This is a genomic window from Cellulomonas sp. ACRRI, from assembly GCF_022346185.1.
In the GTDB taxonomy this organism is placed as follows: domain Bacteria; phylum Actinomycetota; class Actinomycetes; order Actinomycetales; family Cellulomonadaceae; genus Cellulomonas.
In genome coordinates this window covers 22,049-38,400 of the sequence record NZ_JAKRMS010000023.1, presented here as the reverse complement: position 1 = coordinate 38,400, position 16,352 = coordinate 22,049, and the positions used below count along the sequence as shown (strand labels likewise).

The window sequence follows — 16,352 nt, the reverse complement described above, 5'->3', positions numbered from 1 at the left end:
GGGTGGGGGGTTGGGTGGGTTTTTTTTTGTTTCCCCCGGCGGGGCGGGGCCCCGCCCCCGCGCCCCGGGGGGGCCGCGGCCCCGGCCCCCGTGGCCGACGACTCCGCCGAGGCGGCCGCCGCGGCCGAGTTCGGCCGCGTCGACGACGAGGGCACGGTGTACGTGCGGGAGGCCGCCGGCGAGCGCGCCGTCGGCCAGTTCCCGGGCGCCACCGCCGACGAGGCCCTCGCGCTGTACGTGCGCCGGTTCCTCGACCTGCAGGCCAAGGTCGCGCTGTTCGAGGCGCGCCTCACGGCGACGGACCTGGCGGTCAAGGAGATCGACCAGACCCTCGCCCGCCTGACCGAGGAGACCGCCGAGCCGGCGGCCGTCGGCGACCTGGACGGGCTGCGCGCCCGCCTGGACGCCCTGCGCGCCACCGCGGCGGAGCGCCGGGCCGCCGTCGACGCCGAGCGGGCCGCCGCCCGGCAGGCCGCCCTCGAGGCGCGCACGCAGATCGTCGAGCGCGCGGAGAAGATCGCCGGGACCGACCCGGCGCGCATGCAGTGGCGCCCGGCCGGCGAGCAGCTCCGCGGCCTGCTCGAGGAGTGGAAGGACGCGCAGCGCTCCGGGCCGCGCATCGACCGCACCTCGGAGGAGGCGCTGTGGAAGCGGTTCAGCCACGCGCGCACCACGTTCGACCGGGAGCGGCGGCACTACTTCGCCGAGCTGGAGTCCCGCAACGCGGGCGCGAAGGCCACCAAGGAGGAGATCGTCCGCGAGGCCGAGCGCCTGTCGTCGAGCACCGAGTGGGGTCCGACCGCGGGCGCCTACCGGGACCTGATGGCCCGGTGGAAGGCCGCCGGTCGCGCGAGCCGCACGGACGACGACGCGCTGTGGGCACGGTTCCGCGCCGCGCAGGACACGTTCTTCCACGCCCGTGACGAGCTGAACGCCGCCACGGACCGGGAGTACGGCGCCAACCTGGAGGTCAAGGAGGCGCTGCTGGTCGAGGCCGAGGCGATCGACCCGGCGAAGGGGCTGGCCCAGGCCAAGGCGGCGCTGCGCTCGATCCAGGACCGCTGGGAGGCCGCGGGCAAGGTGCCGCGCGGCGACATCCAGCGCGTCGAGGGCCGGCTGCGCGCCGTCGAGGCGAGGGTCCGCGACGCCGACCAGGCGGAGTGGCGCCGGACGAACCCGGAGACCCGCGCGCGGGCCGAGGGCGCCCTGGCCCAGCTCGAGAACGCGATCGCCCAGCTCGAGGCCGACCTCGCCCAGGCGCAGGCCGGCGGCGACGCCCGCAAGGTCGCCGAGGCGCAGGCTGCGCTCGACGCCCGGCGGTCGTGGCTGGAGCAGGTGCAGCGGGCCGCCGAGGAGTCGCGCGGCTGATGCTCGTCCACAGCCGGTGCCGGTCGCCCCTCGCCACGCGCGGGGGTCGACCGGCATCGTGCTTCCGGTGACCTCGCGCCCGACTCCCCCGCCCGCCGACGGCCGCGGCCTCCCGGTCCCCCGGACCGCCGCCCGGCTGCCGCCCACGCCCCTCGTGCGGCCCGCGGACGTCGGCGCGGTCGCCTGGCACCTGCTGCTCCGCGACGGCCACCTCGTGCGGCTGCGCGGCGACGTCGCCCTGCCGGCCGGGGTGCGGCCGACGCCGGCGCTGCGTGCAGCCGCCCTGGGCCCGCTCGTCCCGCCGCGGTGCGCCGTCGCCCGCGCCGCAGCGGCGTGGGTGCACGTGGGCGGTCCCCCGCCCGCACGGGTCGACCTGGTGGCCCCGAGCGGCGGGCGCGTCCCCGACCCCGCCCCGGGACGGGCCGCCGCGGCCACGGCGCTGCCGGACGCGGACGTCGTGCTGCTCGGCGGGGTCCGGGTGACCGCCCCGCGGCGGACCGCGGTCGACCTGCTGAGCCACGACCCGCCGGAGCGGGCGCTGCCGCTGGTGGCCCGGCTGCACGCGGCGGGCGTCGACCCGGCCCGGGTGCGCGCGGACGTCGCCGCGGCGGCCGGGCGACGCGGGGTGCGCGCCGCGGCGGCGCTGGTGCCCCTCCTCGCGCGCACCGGCTCGTCCCCGGCCCCGGCCCGGAGCCCGGACCCGGCGTGAGGCCCGGGCCCGGCTCTACGCCTCGACGGCCGGCTGCTCCGCCTTCGCGCCCGTGATCCGGTAGACGTCGAACACGCCCTCGACCTTGCGCACGGCCGAGAGCACCGAGGCGAGGTGCGACGGCTCCGCCATCTCGAACACGAACCGCGACTGGGCGACCCGGTCGCGGGAGGTCGACACCGACGCGGACAGGATGTTGACGTGGTGGTCGGAGAGCACCCGGGTGATGTCCGACAGCAGCCGGCTCCGGTCGAGCGCCTCGACCTGGATCTGCACGAGGAACAGGGCGGTGCTCCCCTGGCTCCACTCGACGTCGACCATCCGCTCGGGCTGGGCGCGCAGGGCGGTGACGTTGATGCAGTCGGACCGGTGCACGCTGACACCCTGGCCCCGGGTGACGAACCCGATGATGTCGTCGCCCGGCACCGGGGTGCAGCACTTGGCCAGCTTGACCCAGATGTCGTCCACGCCCTTGACGACCACGCCGGGGTCGCCGGTGCGGACCCGGCGCGCGGTCTGCCCGGGGCGGGCGACCTCGGCGATGTCCTCCTCGGCACCCGGCTCTCCGCCCATCGCGTGCACGAGCCGCTGCACGACGGTCGCCGCGGACACCTGGCCCTCGCCGATCGCCGCGTACAGGGCGGAGACGTCGGCGTAGCGCATCTCGTTGGCGAGCGCGACGAGCGACTCGTGCGACAGCAGGCGCTGGATCGGCAGGTTCTGCTTGCGCATCGCCTTGGCGATGGCGTCCTTGCCGTGCTCGATCGCCTCCTCGCGCCGCTCCTTGGTGAACCACTGGCGGATCTTGTTGCGCGCCCGGGGGCTGGTGACGAAGCCGAGCCAGTCGCGGGAGGGGCCGGCGGTCTCGGACTTCGAGGTGAACACCTCGATGACGTCGCCGTTCTCCAGGGTGGAGTCGAGCGGCACCAGCCGGCCGTTGACCCGGGCGCCCATCGTGCGGTGCCCCACCTCCGTGTGCACCGCGTACGCGAAGTCGACCGGGGTGGCGCCGGCGGGCAGCGCCATGACGTCGCCCTTGGGCGTGAAGACGTAGACCTCGCCGTCGGCGATCTCGAACCGGAGCGAGTCGAGGAACTCCGACGGGTCCGCCGTCTCCTTCTGCCAGTCGACGAGCTGGCGGAGCCAGGCCATGTCGTTGCCGTCGGCGTCGGCGCCCGCGCCGCCCTTGGCGCTCTCCTTGTACTTCCAGTGCGCCGCGACGCCGTACTCCGCCCGGCGGTGCATGTCGTGCGTGCGGATCTGGATCTCGACGGGCTTGCCGCCGGGGCCGATGACCGTCGTGTGCAGCGACTGGTAGAGGTTGAACTTGGGCATCGCGATGTAGTCCTTGAACCGGCCCGGGACCGGGTTCCACCGCGCGTGCAGCGCGCCCAGCGCCGCGTAGCAGTCCCGCACCGTGTCGACCAGGACGCGCACGCCCACCAGGTCGTAGATGTCGGCGAAGTCGCGGCCCCGCACGATCATCTTCTGGTAGATCGAGTAGTAGTGCTTCGGCCGGCCGGTGACCGTCGCCTTGATCTTGGCGCTGCGCAGGTCGGCGCCGACCTGCTCGCGGACCACGGCGAGGTACTCCTCGCGGGCCGGCGCGCGCTCGGCGACCAGGTGCACGATCTCGTCGTAGACCTTGGGGTACAGCGTCGAGAACGACAGGTCCTCGAGCTCCCACTTGATCGTGTTCATGCCGAGGCGGTGCGCCAGCGGCGCGTAGATCTCGAGGGTCTCGCGGGCCTTCTTCTCGGCCGACGCGGCCGGGACGAACTTCCAGGTGCGCGCGTTGTGCAGCCGGTCGGCGAGCTTGATGACCAGCACCCGGATGTCCCGGGACATCGCGACGACCATCTTGCGCACGGTCTCGGCCTGCGCGGCGTCGCCGTACGTGACCTTGTCGAGCTTCGTCACGCCGTCGACGAGCATGGCGATCTCGGGCCCGTACTCGCTGCGGAGCTGGTCCAGGGAGTACGACGTGTCCTCGACGGTGTCGTGCAGCAGCGCGGCGGCGAGCGTCGGCGGCGTCATGCCGAGCTCGGCCAGGATGGTCGCGACCGCGACCGGGTGCGTGATGTACGGGTCGCCGCTCTTGCGGAGCTGGCCCCGGTGCGCGCGCTCGGCGGTGACGTAGGCGCGCTCGATCAGGCTGAGGTCGGCCTTCGGGTGGTTGGTGCGCACGGCCTGCAGCAGCGGCTCGATCACCGGCGACTGCTGCGGACCCCGGCTCTGCCCGAACCGGGCCAGGCGCGACCGCACCCGGCTGGTGCCGCCCGTGGTCGCGGGCGCCTCCGGCCGTGCGTCAGCTCCTGCCGGGGTCCGAACCGGGTCCGCCATGCGCGCCTCCCGCCGTGCCGGGTCGCGCCCGGCTGTCCGCCACCGCGCGCCCGGCGCGAGCCGGACACGCCGTCGATCCGCACGATTCTACGGCGTCGCCGCCACGGTCCGCGTCACGTCCGCCACCGGCGGACCCTCAGCCCGGGAGCACCGCACGCCGCCGCCCGGGCGAGGGCGGCGGCGTGCGGGACGAGCGGGAGGGTCAGACCGCGAGCAGCGCGTCCACGTGCCGCCCCGCGAGCCGCGACCGGCCCGGCAGGAACGTGAGGTCCATGAGGAAGGACAGGCCCACGACCTCGGCCCCGCACTCCTCCAGCAGCTCGACGGTCGCCTGCGCCGTGCCGCCCGTGGCGAGCACGTCGTCGACCACGAGCACCCGGGCGCCGGCCGGCACCGTGAACGGGTGCAGCTCGACCGAGGCCGCGCCGTACTCCAGCTCGTAGTCCCGGCGGGCGGTCGGCCCGGGCAGCTTGCCGGCCTTCCGCACCGGCAGGAAGCCGGCGCCGAGGGCCAGCGCGACCGGCGCGGCGAGGATGAACCCGCGCGCCTCCATGCCGGCGACCAGGTCGACCGGCCCCGGGACCCGGGCGGCCATCTCGCGCACGACCGCCTGGAACGCGGGGCCGTCGGCGAGCAGCGGGGTGATGTCCTTGAACACCACGCCGGGCGTCGGGTAGTCCGGGACGCTGCGCACCAGCGCCTCGACCCGGTCGACGAGCGCCTGGCCCGTCAGCCCGAGGCCCTGACCGCTCACGTCCTGCACGCCGCTCATCGCCGGCCCTTCTTCCTGCGCGGCTGGGCCGCGACTCCCTGGTGGCCGCCCGGGCGCACCTGGCCCGTGAACCGCGCGACCGCGACCTGCTCCGCCGAGGCGTCCTCGTCCAGCCCGCCCTCGACGAGCCGCGCGCGGGCGGCCAGCACCTTCGCGGTGTGCTCGCGGATCGGCTGCTCGCGCAGGCGGAGCACCACCTCGAGCGGCGTCGCGAGGAAGATCGAGGAGAACGCGCCGACGATCATGCCGACGAACAGCGCGAGCGCGATGTCGCGCAGCGTGCCGGCGCCGAGCACGAACGCCCCGATGAACAGGATGCCCGCGACCGGCAGCAGCGCGACGACCGAGGTGTTGATGGACCGGACCAGCGTCTGGTTGACCGCGAGGTTGGCGCGCTCCTCGTAGGTGGCACGCGTCTGGTCGGTGATCCCGACGGTGTTCTCGCGGACCTTGTCGAACACCACGACGGTGTCGTAGATCGAGTACCCGAGGATCGTGAGGAAGCCGATCACCGTCGCCGGCGTGACCTCCCAGCCGATCGCGGCGTACACGCCCGCGGTGATGAGGATGTCGTGGAACAGCGCCACGATCGCCGCCACGGCCATGCGCCAGTTCCGGAAGTACACGGTCATGACGATGCTGACGAGCACCAGGAACACGACCAGCGACGTCGCGGCCTTCTTCGACACGTCCGCGCCCCAGGTGGGGCCGATGAACGAGCTCGCGACGTCGTCCTCGGACACGCCGTAGGCGTCCTCGAGCGCCGCGCGGACCTGGGTCACCTGGTCGTTCGTGAGCTCGGACGTCTGGACGCGCAGCGTCGAGGAGCCGACGTTGCTGACGCGGGGCACCTCCTCCGGCGCGATCGCGGTGATCGCGTCGACGGCGGGCTGCTGGTCCGTGCTCGAGACGTTGGAGACGGTGAACTGGGAGCCGCCGCGGAACTCGATGCCGGGGTGCAGGCCGGGCTTGAACAGCAGGACGATCGACAGCAGCACCAGGACCCCGGAGATCAGGAACCAGGTGCGGCGCCGGCCGACGATGTCGTACGAGCGGCGGCCCGTGTACAGGTCGTTGCCCCACTGGGCGAAGTTGACGGCCATCAGGACTCGCTCCCCTCGGTGCGTCGCGCGGCGGGGGTGCTGCCGTCGGGTGCGTCGTCGGTGTCGGTCGTGCCGGGGCTCCCGGCGTCGTCGGGGGGACCCGCCTCCGCCTCGGCCTGCGCCGCGCGCGCGGCGGCGCGGCGCTCGGCGATGGTGCCACCCGCGCCGGCCGGGGCCGCCACCAGCGTGGACGTGCGGGCGTCGAGGTCGGCCGTCTCCGCGGCGGGGGCGTCGCCGTCCGCGCGCCGGCCCGTCACCACGCGGCCGCGGCCGACGTAGCGGGTCGACTCGGGCGCGCCGAGCCGGCGGGGGTCCAGGCCGGACAGCGGGTGCCCGCTGCCAAAGAACCGGGTCTTCGCGATCAGGCGCATCACCGGGTGGGTGAAGGTGAACACGATGAGCAGGTCGAGCAGCGTGGTCAGGCCGAGGGTGAACGCGAAGCCGCGCACCGAGCCGACGGCCAGGAAGTAGAGCACCAGGGCGGCGAGGAAGTTCACCGCGTCGGACGCCAGGATCGTGCGGCGCGCACGCTCCCAGGCGCGGTCGACGGCGGCGACCAGCGTCCGCCCCTCGCGCAGCTCGTCGCGGATGCGCTCGAAGTACACGATGAACGAGTCCGCCGTGATGCCGATGGCCACGATCAACCCGGCGACGCCGGGCAGCGACAGGCGGTAGCCCTGCGTCCAGGACAGCAGCGTGATCACGCCGTAGGTGAGCACCGCGGCGATGACCAGCGACGCGACCGTCACCAGGCCGAGCGCGCGGTACTGGAACAGCGAGTAGACGACGACCAGGATCAGGCCGATGAGGCCGGCGATCAGGCCCTTCTCCAGCTGCTCGGAGCCGAGCGTCGCGGAGATCTGCTCCTCGCTCTGCACCTCGAAGCTGAGCGGCAGCGCGCCGAACTTCAGCTGGTTCGCGAGCGCGGTCGCCGAGTCGCGGGTGAACGAGCCGGAGATCTCCGCCTTGCCGTCCGAGATGATCACGCCCGGGTCGAGCGACGGCGCCGAGATGACGAGCCCGTCGAGCACGATGGCGAACTGGTTCTGCGGCGAGGTCAGGCCCTGCAGCCGCTCGGTGACGTCCGCGAACTGGCGGGTGCCGGTCCGGTCGAACTCCAGGTTGACCGCCCAGTTGTTGGTGACGGCGCCGGACGGGCTGACCTGCAGGCCGGAGCTGGCGTTCGCGATGTGCGAGCCCTCGACCTCGACCGGGCCCAGGACGTACTTCACGGTGCCGTCGGGGTCGCAGGTCACGAGTGCCGCGTCGGCCGCGCCCTGCTTGCCGCCGGTGAGGTTCGCCGGGTCGGTGCAGTCGAGGGCGTCGTACTCCGCCTGCACGGCGGGGGTGATGTAGTACTCGGCGTCGCTCGCGGAGTCCGGCGCGTCCTTGGTCGGCTGGTCCGAGGGCTCCGTCGCGCCGTCCGTCGGGCTCGCGGACGGGGTCGCCGTCGGCGTCGCGGCGCCGTACGTCAGGACCGGCCGGAACTCCATCTGCGCGGAGGTGCGGACCAGGTCCAGCGTCTCCTCGCTCGGGCGACCCGGGAGGGCCACGACGATGTTGGACCCGCCCTGCGAGCTGATCTCCGCCTCGGCGACGCCGGACGAGTCGACGCGCTGCCGGATGACCTCGATCGCCTGCGCGATGGTCTCGGAGGTGACGCGGGACTCGTCCTGCGCGACCGGGGCCAGGATGAGCTGGGTACCGCCCTCGAGGTCGAGGGCGAGCTTGGGCGTCCAGGTCGCGTCCGACAGCTTGGTGCCGGCGAAGATCGCGCCGAACACGGCGACCGTGATCACGGCGAGCGTGAGCAGGATGCGCGCCGGGTGGCGGCGGCGTGTGGGTGGGGCCAACGGACCGTCTTCTCTCGTGCGCGCACCGCCCGCGGACGGCGGGCGGTGCGGATGAAGGGCGCCCCGTCCCCCGCACGCGGCGGAGGCGGGACGCCCGGTCGACTACTGCTGGGACTTCTTGCTGTCGGGGCCCTCGTCGTCGCGCGGCGGCTGCAGCGAGGAGAGGTCGTCCGGGACGTCGATCCGGCCCGGCGGGATGGCGCCCGGCTCGTCGCGCCACTCGACGTCGTCCTCGACGTCCTCGTCGACCTCAGGCTCCTCGTCCACCGGCGGCTCGACCAGGCGCGCGATCGCGGCCTTGATCCAGACGGACCCGTTGCCGGGCGTCGACTCGAGCGTGACCTCGTCGCCGTCGACCTCGACGACGGTGCCGTACATGCCGGAGCCGGTCATCACGCGCTGCCCGGGCTGCAGGTTGTCGCGGAAGCTGAGCTGCTCCCGCTGCGCCTTGCGCTGCCGGCTGCTCATGAGGAACAGCGCCACGGCCCCGATGGCGAGGATGATGAGGAACGAGAAGTCCACGAGGAAACAGCTCCTGACTGCGTACGACGTCGGCCGCAGTCTAGGCGCCACGGCTCCGGGCTCCTAACGACCGCGGGCGCGCGCCGGTTCCCTGTGCGGGACCTGTCCGGCCCGCCGCGGCGCGCGGGGTCTCAGCCGAACAGCGTATCCGTGGGCACGGGCGCCGACAGCCCCAGGTGCGCCCACGCCTCGGGGGTCGCGACCCGGCCGCGCGGGGTCCGCCCGATCAGCCCCTCGCGGACCAGGAACGGCTCCGCGACGGTCTCGACCGTCTCCGGCTCCTCGCCCACCGCGACCGCCAGCGTGGTGAGCCCGACCGGGCCGCCTCCGAACCGGGTGCACAGCGCGGTGAGCACGGACCGGTCGAGCCGGTCGAGGCCGCGGCGGTCGACCTCGTACACCTCGAGCGCCGCGCGGGCGGCGTCGAGCGACAGCGTGCCGTCGCCGCGCACCTGCGCCCAGTCGCGCACCCGGCGCAGCAGCCGGTTGGCGATGCGCGGGGTGCCGCGGGACCGGGAGGCGATCTCGGCGGCCGCCTCGTGCGCGAGCGGCACGCCCAGCAGGCCGGCGGACCGGACCAGCACCCGCTCCAGCTCGTCGTCGGCGTAGAAGTCGAGGTGCCCCGTGAACCCGAACCGGTCGCGCAGCGGCGCCGGGAGCAGGCCGGCGCGGGTGGTGGCGCCGACGACCGTGAACGGCGGCAGCGCCAGCGGGATGGCGCTCGCGCCCGCCCCCTTGCCCACCACGACGTCGACCCGGAAGTCCTCCATCGCGACGTACAGCAGCTCCTCGGCGGGCCGCGCGAGCCGGTGGATCTCGTCGATGAACAGCACCTCGTTCTCCTCCAGCGAGGAGAGGATCGCGGCGAGGTCGCCGGCGTGCTGGATCGCGGGGCCGCTGGTGACGCGCAGCGAGGTGCCGAGCTCCGCGGCGATGATCATGGCGAGCGTCGTCTTGCCGAGCCCGGGCGGGCCGGACAGCAGCACGTGGTCGGGGGCCCGCCCGCGGCCGAGCGCCGCCTGCAGCACCAGGGACAGCTGCTCGCGGACCACCTTCTGGCCGACGAACTCGTCCAGGTGCCGCGGGCGCAGCGCCGCCTCGGCGGCGCGCTCGAGGTCGTCGGCCCCGGGCCGGACGACCGAGTCCGCGGGGTCGACGTCCACGCCGAGGTCGGCCTCGTCAGCCACGGCCACCGCCCAGGGTGCGCAGCGCCGCGCGCAGCACGCCCGCGACCTCGGCCTCGCCCACGGGCTCGTCGCTGCCGTCGAGCACGGTCGCGACCGCGTCGGTGGCCGCCTTCTGGTTCCAGCCGAGGCCGACGAGCGCGTCGACCACCTGGTCGCGGCGGTCGGCGCGGCCCGCAGGCGCTGCGGCGCCGCCGGCGAGCGCGACCGGGGCCGGCGCGCCGAGCCGGTCGGCGAGCTCCAGCACGATCCGCTGCGCGCCCTTCTGGCCGATGCCCGGCACCCGCTTGAGCGCGGCGAGGTCCTCGGTGGCGACCGCGCGGCGCAGGCCGTCCGGGGTGTGCACCGCGAGCATCGCCAGCGCGAGCCGCGGGCCCACGCCGCTGACCTGCTGCAGGACCTCGAAGACCTCGCGCTCGTCGTCGTCGGCGAACCCGAACAGGGTCAGCGACTCCTCGCGCACCACCAGCGAGGTGTGCAGCGTGGCGGGCTGCCCGACCCGCAGGCCGGCGAGCGTCGCGGGGGTCGCCTGCACGAGCATGCCGACGCCGCCGACCTCCACCACCGCGGCGTCCAGCCGCACGGCCTGCACCGTCCCGTGCACCGAGGCGATCACTCCGGCTCCTCCCAGTCGCGGACGACGCGCGACCGCGGTGGCCGCGCGCCCGCGGTGCAGTCTGCCACGCGTGCGAACACGTGTACGAACGACACGCGGCGGACCCGCGCGCCCCCGGGGGTCAGCGGGAGGGGACCCGGCGGGCCGCCTGCTCGGCCGCGGCCCACGCCCGCTGGGCGGCGGTCATCGCCCCGGGCGCACGCTGCGGCGCGCCGACCGCCCCGGCCGGGCGCCACAGGTGGCAGATCGCGAGCGCGAGGGCGTCCGCGGCGTCCGCGGGGCGGGGCAGCTCGTCGAGGGACAGCAGCCGCTGCACCATCGACTGGACCTGCGGCTTCTCCGCCCGGCCGCTGCCGGTGACCGCGGCCTTCACCTCGGAGGGCGTGTGCATCGCGACGGGGATCTTCCGCCGCGCGGCCGCGAGCATCGCGATGCCGGCGACCTGCGCGGTCCCCATGACGGTGCTCACGTTGTGCTGGGCGAACACCCGCTCCACCGCGAGGGCGTCGGGCGCGTGCTCCTCGAGCCACTCGTCGATGGTCGCGGCGATGACCAGCAGCCGCTGGTCGATGTCCCCGCCCGGCGGGCTCTGCGCGACCCCGACCGCCACCATCCGGACCTTGCGGCCGGGGAGCCCGTCGACCACGCCCAGCCCGCAGCGGGTCAGGCCGGGGTCCACACCGAGTACGCGCACGCCCCCATCCTCGCAGCCCGCCCGGGTGGAAGGTCTGGCCGGACACGCCGTCGGCGTGTCCGGCCAGACCTTCCACCCGTCGGGGGCGGGCGCGGCCCCGGACGCGACGACGCCCCGCGCCCGGGGGTCCGGGGCGGGGCGTCGCGGCGCGGCTCAGTCGTCCTCGAGCTCCGCCATGACCTCGTCGGAGGCGTCGAAGTTCGCGTAGACGTTCTGCACGTCGTCCGAGTCCTCGAGCGCGTCGATCAGGCGCAGGACCTTGCGGGCGCCCTCGGCGTCCACCTCGATCTGCGTCGCCGGGTAGAACACGACGTCGGCCGAGTCGTACTCGATGCCGGCCTCCTGCAGCGCGGTGCGCACCTTGACGAGGTCGGTCGCCTCGGAGAGCACCTCGAAGGCCTCGCCCGCGTCGTTGACCTCCTCGGCGCCCGCGTCGAGCACGGTCAGCATGACGTCGTCCTCGGTCGTGCCCTCCTTGGGGACCATGACGACGCCCTTGCGCGAGAACAGGTACGCCACCGAGCCGGGGTCGGCCATCTGGCCGCCGCTGCGGGTGAACGCCACGCGCACGTCGGCCGCCGCGCGGTTCCGGTTGTCCGTGAGGCACTCGACCAGGAACGCGACGCCGCCGGGGCCGTAGCCCTCGTAGAGGATCGTCTGGTAGTCCGCGCCGCCGGCCTCGGCACCGGAGCCGCGCTTGACCGCGCGCTCGATGTTGTCGTTCGGGACCGAGGTCTTCTTGGCCTTCTGGATGGCGTCGAACAGCGTCGGGTTGCCCGCGGGGTCACCACCGCCGGTGCGCGCGGCGACCTCGATGTTCTTGATGAGCTTCGCGAAGAGCTTGCCGCGCTTCGCGTCGATCACGGCCTTCTTGTGCTTGGTGGTGGCCCACTTGGAGTGACCCGACATCGCTTCCCTCTCGTTTCCCGCGCCGCCCCGGCGCTGCCCGGGCCGGCGGTGCGGCGCGCCCCGGCAGCGGAGCGCGCCCCCGCTCTCACAGGGCGTCGCGGACGATCTCGACGAACAGCCGGTGCACCCGCGTGTCCCCCGTCACCTCCGGGTGGAAGGACGTGGCGAGCAACGAGCCCTGGCGCACCGCGACGATCCTACCGGCGGCGGGCCCGGACTCCACGCGGGCGAGCGCGGTGGCCGCCGGCCCGACCTCCTCCACCCAGGGCGCGCGGATGAACACCGCGTGCACCGGGTCGGCCGCGCTGTCCGGGACGCCGTCGATGGTCAGGTCCGTCTCGAACGAGTCGACCTGGCGCCCGAACGCGTTGCGGCGCACCGTGACGTCGAGGCCGCCGAGGGTCCGCTGCCCGTCGATCCCGCCGACGATCCGGTCGGCGAGGAGGATCATCCCGGCGCACGACCCGTAGGCGGGCATGCCCGCCTCGAGCCGCTTCCGCACGGGCACGTCGAGGTCGAACGCGCGCAGCAGCTTGTCGATCGTGGTCGACTCGCCGCCGGGCAGCACCAGGCCGTCGACGGCGTCGAGCTCGGACGTGCGGCGCACCGGGACGGCCTCCGCCCCGGCGGCGCGCAGGGCGGCCAGGTGCTCGCGGACGTCGCCCTGCAGGGCCAGGACACCGATGGTGGGGGTGGCGGTCACCCGCTCATCCTACGAATCAGCGGCGCCGTGCAGCGCACCGCCGCCCACGGCGACCCGCGACCCGGCCCAGTCCGCCACCAGGTCCGCCAGCCGCGCCAGCCCCGTGAGCAGCGCGCCGCGCTCGCTCGCGAGCGACACGCGCACCATGCCCTCGCCGCCCGGTCCGAACGCCGACCCCGGCGACACCGACACGTGCCGGTCGGCCAGCAGGCGCAGCGCGAAGGCTTCGGAGTCCGCGGTCGCGGCGGACACGTCGACCATCAGGTAGAACGCGCCCTGCGGGCGGACCGACGGGACGCCGCGCGCGTCGAGCAGCGCCGTCGCGGCGTCGCGCCGCTCCCGGTAGGAGTCGACCGCGGCCGCGACGTCGTCCTGCGGGCCGGTCAGCGCGGCGAGCGCGGCCCGCTGGCTCACCGACGACGGGCAGGCGACCGTCGCCTCGGCGACCTGGCCGAGCAGGTCGATCACGCCCGGGTCCCGGGACACGACGTAGCCGAGCCGCCAGCCGGTCATCGCATAGGTCTTGGAGAAGCTGAAGAAGGTCAGCACCCGGCCGTCGGTGTCGAACGCGGCCGGGCTGGCGTGCGGGCGGTCGAAGGTGATCGCCTCGTAGCACTCGTCCGAGAACACCCACAGGTCGCGCTCGCGCGCCAGCTCGACGACGCCGGCCAGCAGCTCCGGCGGGTACATGGCGCCCGTCGGGTTGTTCGGGGAGCACACGACGATCACGCGGGTCGCCGGCGTGATGGCGGCGGCGATGTCGGCCAGCGTCGGCACGAAGCCGTTCGCCGCCCGCGCCGGGTAGGTCGCGACGCCGACGCCGGCCGCCACGGCCGCCATCCGCCAGTTCGGGAACTCGGGGTCGGGCAGCAGCACCTCGTCGCCCGGGCCGGCCAGCGCGTTGATCGCCATGGCGAGCCCGTGCATCGCGCCGTGCGTCACGACGACGTCGGCGGCGGTGACGTCGAGGCCGTTGACCCGCCGCACCTTCTCGGCCAGCGCGGCGCGCAGCTCGGGCGTGCCGGTGCTGGACGTGTACGCGGTGTGCCCCGCGGCGGCGTCCCGGCCGGCCGCGGCCACGACGTGCGCGGGCGTCGGCACGTCGGGCTCGCCGATCTCCAGCCGGATCGCCTCCGGGTCGCGCATCGCGAGCTCCATGAGGGTGCGGATGCCGCTGCGGTGCATGCGGGTCACGGGCGAGGTCGAGATGGGCACCGGCCGACCGTATCCGACAACCGGCGCGGGACGTTACTCCCCGGTACGGAAGTCAGTCGTCGCGCTGCAGCCCGAGGTGCCGCACCGACCCGTCCCAGCCGTCGAGCAGCGGCCGCACCAGGTCCGCCAGCCCCTCGGGGAACACCTCGCGGGTCTCGGCGGCCAGGTCGTCCAGGCGCCACCAGCGCAGCTCGTCGAGCACGTCCAGCTCGACCTCGGTCCAGCCGTCCCGGGCGACCGTCGCGGTGTCGAGCGCCTCGCCGACCCGCGCCAGGAAGAACTCCTCGTCCTGCCGGCAGTGCTCCGCGTAGAAGTCGAACAGCGCGGACCGGGTGAGCACCGGGCCGACGAGCGCGGCCTCGTCCAGCAGCAGCCCGGTCTCCTCGCGGACCTCGCGGACCGCCGCCTGGCGGGCGGACTCCCCCGCGTCGATCCCGCCGCCGACCGTGAACCACCAGGACCGCTCGGGCTGGTCGACGTCGTGGCCGCGGACGAGCAGCAGCCGGTCCTCGGCGTCGAGCAGCAGCACCCGCGCCGCCCGCCGGAACCGCAGCCCGTCCTCGCCCGGCACCCAGTCGGCGCCGAGCGACGAGACGGTGGTCGCGGCCGGCACCTGCCCCGACGGCGACGGCCCGCCGGCCCCCGCGGGGGTCGACGGGCCGTCGGTCGGCACGGGGTGGGTCACCAGCCGCGCTCGGCCAGGCGGTGCGGCACCGGGACGTCGTCCACGTTGATGCCGACCATCGCCTCGCCGAGGCCGCGGGAGACCTTCGCGATGACGTCCGGGTCGTCGTAGAAGGTCGTCGCCTTCACGATCGCCGCGGCGCGCTGCGCCGGGTTGCCCGACTTGAAGATGCCGGAGCCGACGAACACGCCCTCGGCGCCCAGCTGGCGCATCATCGCCGCGTCGGCCGGGGTGGCGATGCCGCCCGCGGTGAACAGCACCACGGGCAGCTTGCCGGCGCGGGCCACCTCGACCACGAGGTCGTACGGCGCCTGCAGCTCCTTGGCGGCGAGGAACAGCTCGTCCTCCGGCAGCGAGGACAGCCGGCGGATCTCGTCGCGGATGGTCCGCATGTGGGTGGTCGCGTTCGACACGTCGCCGGTGCCGGCCTCGCCCTTGGAGCGGATCATCGCCGCGCCCTCGGTGATGCGGCGCAGGGCCTCGCCCAGGTTGGTCGCGCCGCAGACGAACGGCACGGTGAACTGCCACTTGTCGATGTGGTGCGCGTAGTCGGCCGGGGTCAGGACCTCGGACTCGTCGACGTAGTCCACGCCGAGGCTCTGCAGCACCTGGGCCTCGACGAAGTGGCCGATGCGGGCCTTGGCCATGACCGGGATGGACACGGTGCTGACGATGCCGTCGATGAGGTCCGGGTCGCTCATCCGCGCGACGCCGCCCTGGGCCCGGATGTCGGCGGGCACCCGCTCGAGCGCCATGACGGCGACCGCGCCGGCGTCCTCGGCGATCTTGGCCTGCTCGGCGGTGACGACGTCCATGATCACGCCGCCCTTGAGCATCTCCGCCATGCCGCGCTTCACGCGGGCGGTGCCCACGGCGGGGACGTCGGTGCCGGTGGCGGGCTGGCTGGTGTCGGTGGTCACGGAGGTCCTCGCAGTTCGGCTCAGGGGAGTTTCCGGCTCCCATCGTAGTCGCGCCGGGCGACGGCGACGGCGGTCGTCCACGCCTCGCGCGGGTGTGCCCCGGGGGGCGGGGCGCGGCGTCAGGCGGCGGCCGGCGGCTGCCCGGGCCGGCCCAGGGCGGCGGGCCAGGCGTCGTCCAGCTCCAGCGTCTGCGGCATCGGCGCGCGTCCCGCCAGCCGCAGGGTGCGCACCGCCCAGCCGCGGCGCATCCGCTGCGCCTGGGCGACCGCCTCGTTGTGGAACCGGCGCGCGAGCTGCACCCGGTACCAGGCGTCCCCGAGCGCGTCGAGCAGCTCGGCCGCGCCGGGCTCCTCCCGCAGCGCGGCGACCTCCTCCGGGTCGTCCAGCGCCTCGCGGAGGGTCGCGGACAGCTCGGACTCCACCAGCCCGCGGTCGGCGGTGGCCGGGTCGGCCCGCTCGGGCCCGCGCAGCTCGGCGGGCAGCCGGGCCATGCCCTGGGTCTGCGGGCTGCCCGCGGCGATCGACGCCCAGGAGGCCTCGCCCACGAGCACCGAGCTCACCGGGTCGAGCACGCCGGACGCCGCGAGGGTCGACGCCGCGGACGCCCGCCGGAGCAGCTGGGTGTCCACCACGGCGCGCGACGCGGCGACCTTGCGGTGCAGGCGGTCGATGCGCGAGGCGGCCACCCAGGACCACCACAGCACCACCAGGAGCACCGCGACGACGACCACCGCCGTCTCGGACCAGCTCATCGTG

16 protein-coding genes are annotated in these 16,352 nt (G+C 74.9%); 2 read left to right on the top strand and 14 right to left on the bottom strand.

The genetic code is table 11. The annotated features are described in order from the left end of the window. Together MHY85_RS06900 and MHY85_RS06895 are read left to right on the top strand one after the other, a co-directional pair. A partial coding sequence (locus tag MHY85_RS06900; protein ID WP_239194668.1) for a DUF349 domain-containing protein occupies window positions 1-1,368 on the top strand: 1,368 nt, incomplete at its 5' end. A gap of 67 nt (window positions 1,369-1,435) precedes the next feature. Continuing rightward, complete coding sequence (locus tag MHY85_RS06895) at window positions 1,436-2,077, top strand: hypothetical protein (RefSeq protein ID WP_239194665.1); 642 nt, start codon at window positions 1,436-1,438, stop codon at window positions 2,075-2,077. Window positions 2,078-2,092: 15 nt separating this feature from the next. Here MHY85_RS06895 and MHY85_RS06890 read toward each other — a convergent pair whose 3' ends face one another. The 14 genes from MHY85_RS06890 to MHY85_RS06825 form a co-directional block, all read right to left on the bottom strand. Continuing rightward, the gene (locus MHY85_RS06890) at window positions 2,093-4,420 is read right to left on the bottom strand and encodes a bifunctional (p)ppGpp synthetase/guanosine-3',5'-bis(diphosphate) 3'-pyrophosphohydrolase (protein ID WP_239194647.1); all 2,328 of its coding nucleotides are present in this window, start codon (window positions 4,418-4,420) and stop codon (window positions 2,093-2,095) included. 202 nt (window positions 4,421-4,622) lie between these two features. Further along, window positions 4,623-5,192: an adenine phosphoribosyltransferase gene (locus MHY85_RS06885; RefSeq protein ID WP_239194644.1), complete on the bottom strand. Its 570-nt coding sequence runs from the start codon at window positions 5,190-5,192 to the stop codon at window positions 4,623-4,625. Then, entirely contained in the window at window positions 5,189-6,295 is a 1,107-nt protein-coding gene (gene secF, locus MHY85_RS06880; RefSeq protein ID WP_239194623.1) for a protein translocase subunit SecF, read from the bottom strand. The genes MHY85_RS06885 and secF overlap by 4 nt, the downstream gene beginning before the upstream one ends. Further along, a complete protein-coding gene (gene secD / locus MHY85_RS06875; protein WP_255732189.1) occupies window positions 6,295-8,148 on the bottom strand; it encodes a protein translocase subunit SecD in 1,854 nt (617 codons plus the stop codon). Before secD ends, secF begins: the two co-directional genes overlap by 1 nt. Window positions 8,149-8,250: 102 nt before the next feature. Then, entirely contained in the window at window positions 8,251-8,670 is a 420-nt protein-coding gene (gene yajC, locus MHY85_RS06870) for a preprotein translocase subunit YajC (RefSeq protein WP_239194620.1), read from the bottom strand. A 131-nt stretch (window positions 8,671-8,801) separates the two neighbouring features. Further along, window positions 8,802-9,857: a Holliday junction branch migration DNA helicase RuvB gene (gene ruvB, locus MHY85_RS06865; RefSeq protein WP_239194617.1), complete on the bottom strand. Its 1,056-nt coding sequence runs from the start codon at window positions 9,855-9,857 to the stop codon at window positions 8,802-8,804. Further along, window positions 9,850-10,470 (bottom strand): Holliday junction branch migration protein RuvA, encoded by a 621-nt coding sequence (gene ruvA / locus MHY85_RS06860; protein WP_239194597.1) that lies wholly within the window; start codon window positions 10,468-10,470, stop codon window positions 9,850-9,852. The genes ruvB and ruvA overlap by 8 nt, the downstream gene beginning before the upstream one ends. A 121-nt stretch (window positions 10,471-10,591) precedes the next feature. Further along, a complete protein-coding gene (gene ruvC, locus MHY85_RS06855) occupies window positions 10,592-11,164 on the bottom strand; it encodes a crossover junction endodeoxyribonuclease RuvC (RefSeq protein WP_239194594.1) in 573 nt (190 codons plus the stop codon). A gap of 153 nt (window positions 11,165-11,317) precedes the next feature. After that, window positions 11,318-12,073: a YebC/PmpR family DNA-binding transcriptional regulator gene (locus tag MHY85_RS06850; protein ID WP_158373627.1), complete on the bottom strand. Its 756-nt coding sequence runs from the start codon at window positions 12,071-12,073 to the stop codon at window positions 11,318-11,320. A gap of 85 nt (window positions 12,074-12,158) precedes the next feature. Next, a complete protein-coding gene (pdxT, locus tag MHY85_RS06845) occupies window positions 12,159-12,776 on the bottom strand; it encodes a pyridoxal 5'-phosphate synthase glutaminase subunit PdxT (RefSeq protein ID WP_239194591.1) in 618 nt (205 codons plus the stop codon). A gap of 9 nt (window positions 12,777-12,785) precedes the next feature. Next, on the bottom strand, window positions 12,786-13,991 hold the full coding sequence (locus MHY85_RS06840; RefSeq protein WP_239194588.1) for a pyridoxal phosphate-dependent aminotransferase: 1,206 nt from the start codon (window positions 13,989-13,991) through the stop codon (window positions 12,786-12,788). Window positions 13,992-14,043: 52 nt separating this feature from the next. Then, entirely contained in the window at window positions 14,044-14,676 is a 633-nt protein-coding gene (locus tag MHY85_RS06835; RefSeq protein WP_374233080.1) for an NUDIX hydrolase, read from the bottom strand. Next, window positions 14,673-15,596: a pyridoxal 5'-phosphate synthase lyase subunit PdxS gene (pdxS, locus tag MHY85_RS06830; protein WP_217616275.1), complete on the bottom strand. Its 924-nt coding sequence runs from the start codon at window positions 15,594-15,596 to the stop codon at window positions 14,673-14,675. The genes MHY85_RS06835 and pdxS overlap by 4 nt, the downstream gene beginning before the upstream one ends. 119 nt (window positions 15,597-15,715) lie before the next feature. After that, on the bottom strand, window positions 15,716-16,348 hold the full coding sequence (locus MHY85_RS06825) for a hypothetical protein (protein ID WP_239194585.1): 633 nt from the start codon (window positions 16,346-16,348) through the stop codon (window positions 15,716-15,718). Between the last annotated feature and the right edge of the window lie 4 nt (window positions 16,349-16,352).

Coding starts and splice junctions, on each gene's coding strand:
- MHY85_RS06890 (WP_239194647.1), bottom strand. CDS start 4,420: ATGGCGGACCCGGTTCGGACCCCGGCAGGAGCTGACGCACGGCCGGAG.
- MHY85_RS06885 (WP_239194644.1), bottom strand. CDS start 5,192: ATGAGCGGCGTGCAGGACGTGAGCGGTCAGGGCCTCGGGCTGACGGGC.
- secF (WP_239194623.1), bottom strand. CDS start 6,295: ATGGCCGTCAACTTCGCCCAGTGGGGCAACGACCTGTACACGGGCCGC.
- MHY85_RS06850 (WP_158373627.1), bottom strand. CDS start 12,073: ATGTCGGGTCACTCCAAGTGGGCCACCACCAAGCACAAGAAGGCCGTG.
- MHY85_RS06825 (WP_239194585.1), bottom strand. CDS start 16,348: ATGAGCTGGTCCGAGACGGCGGTGGTCGTCGTCGCGGTGCTCCTGGTG.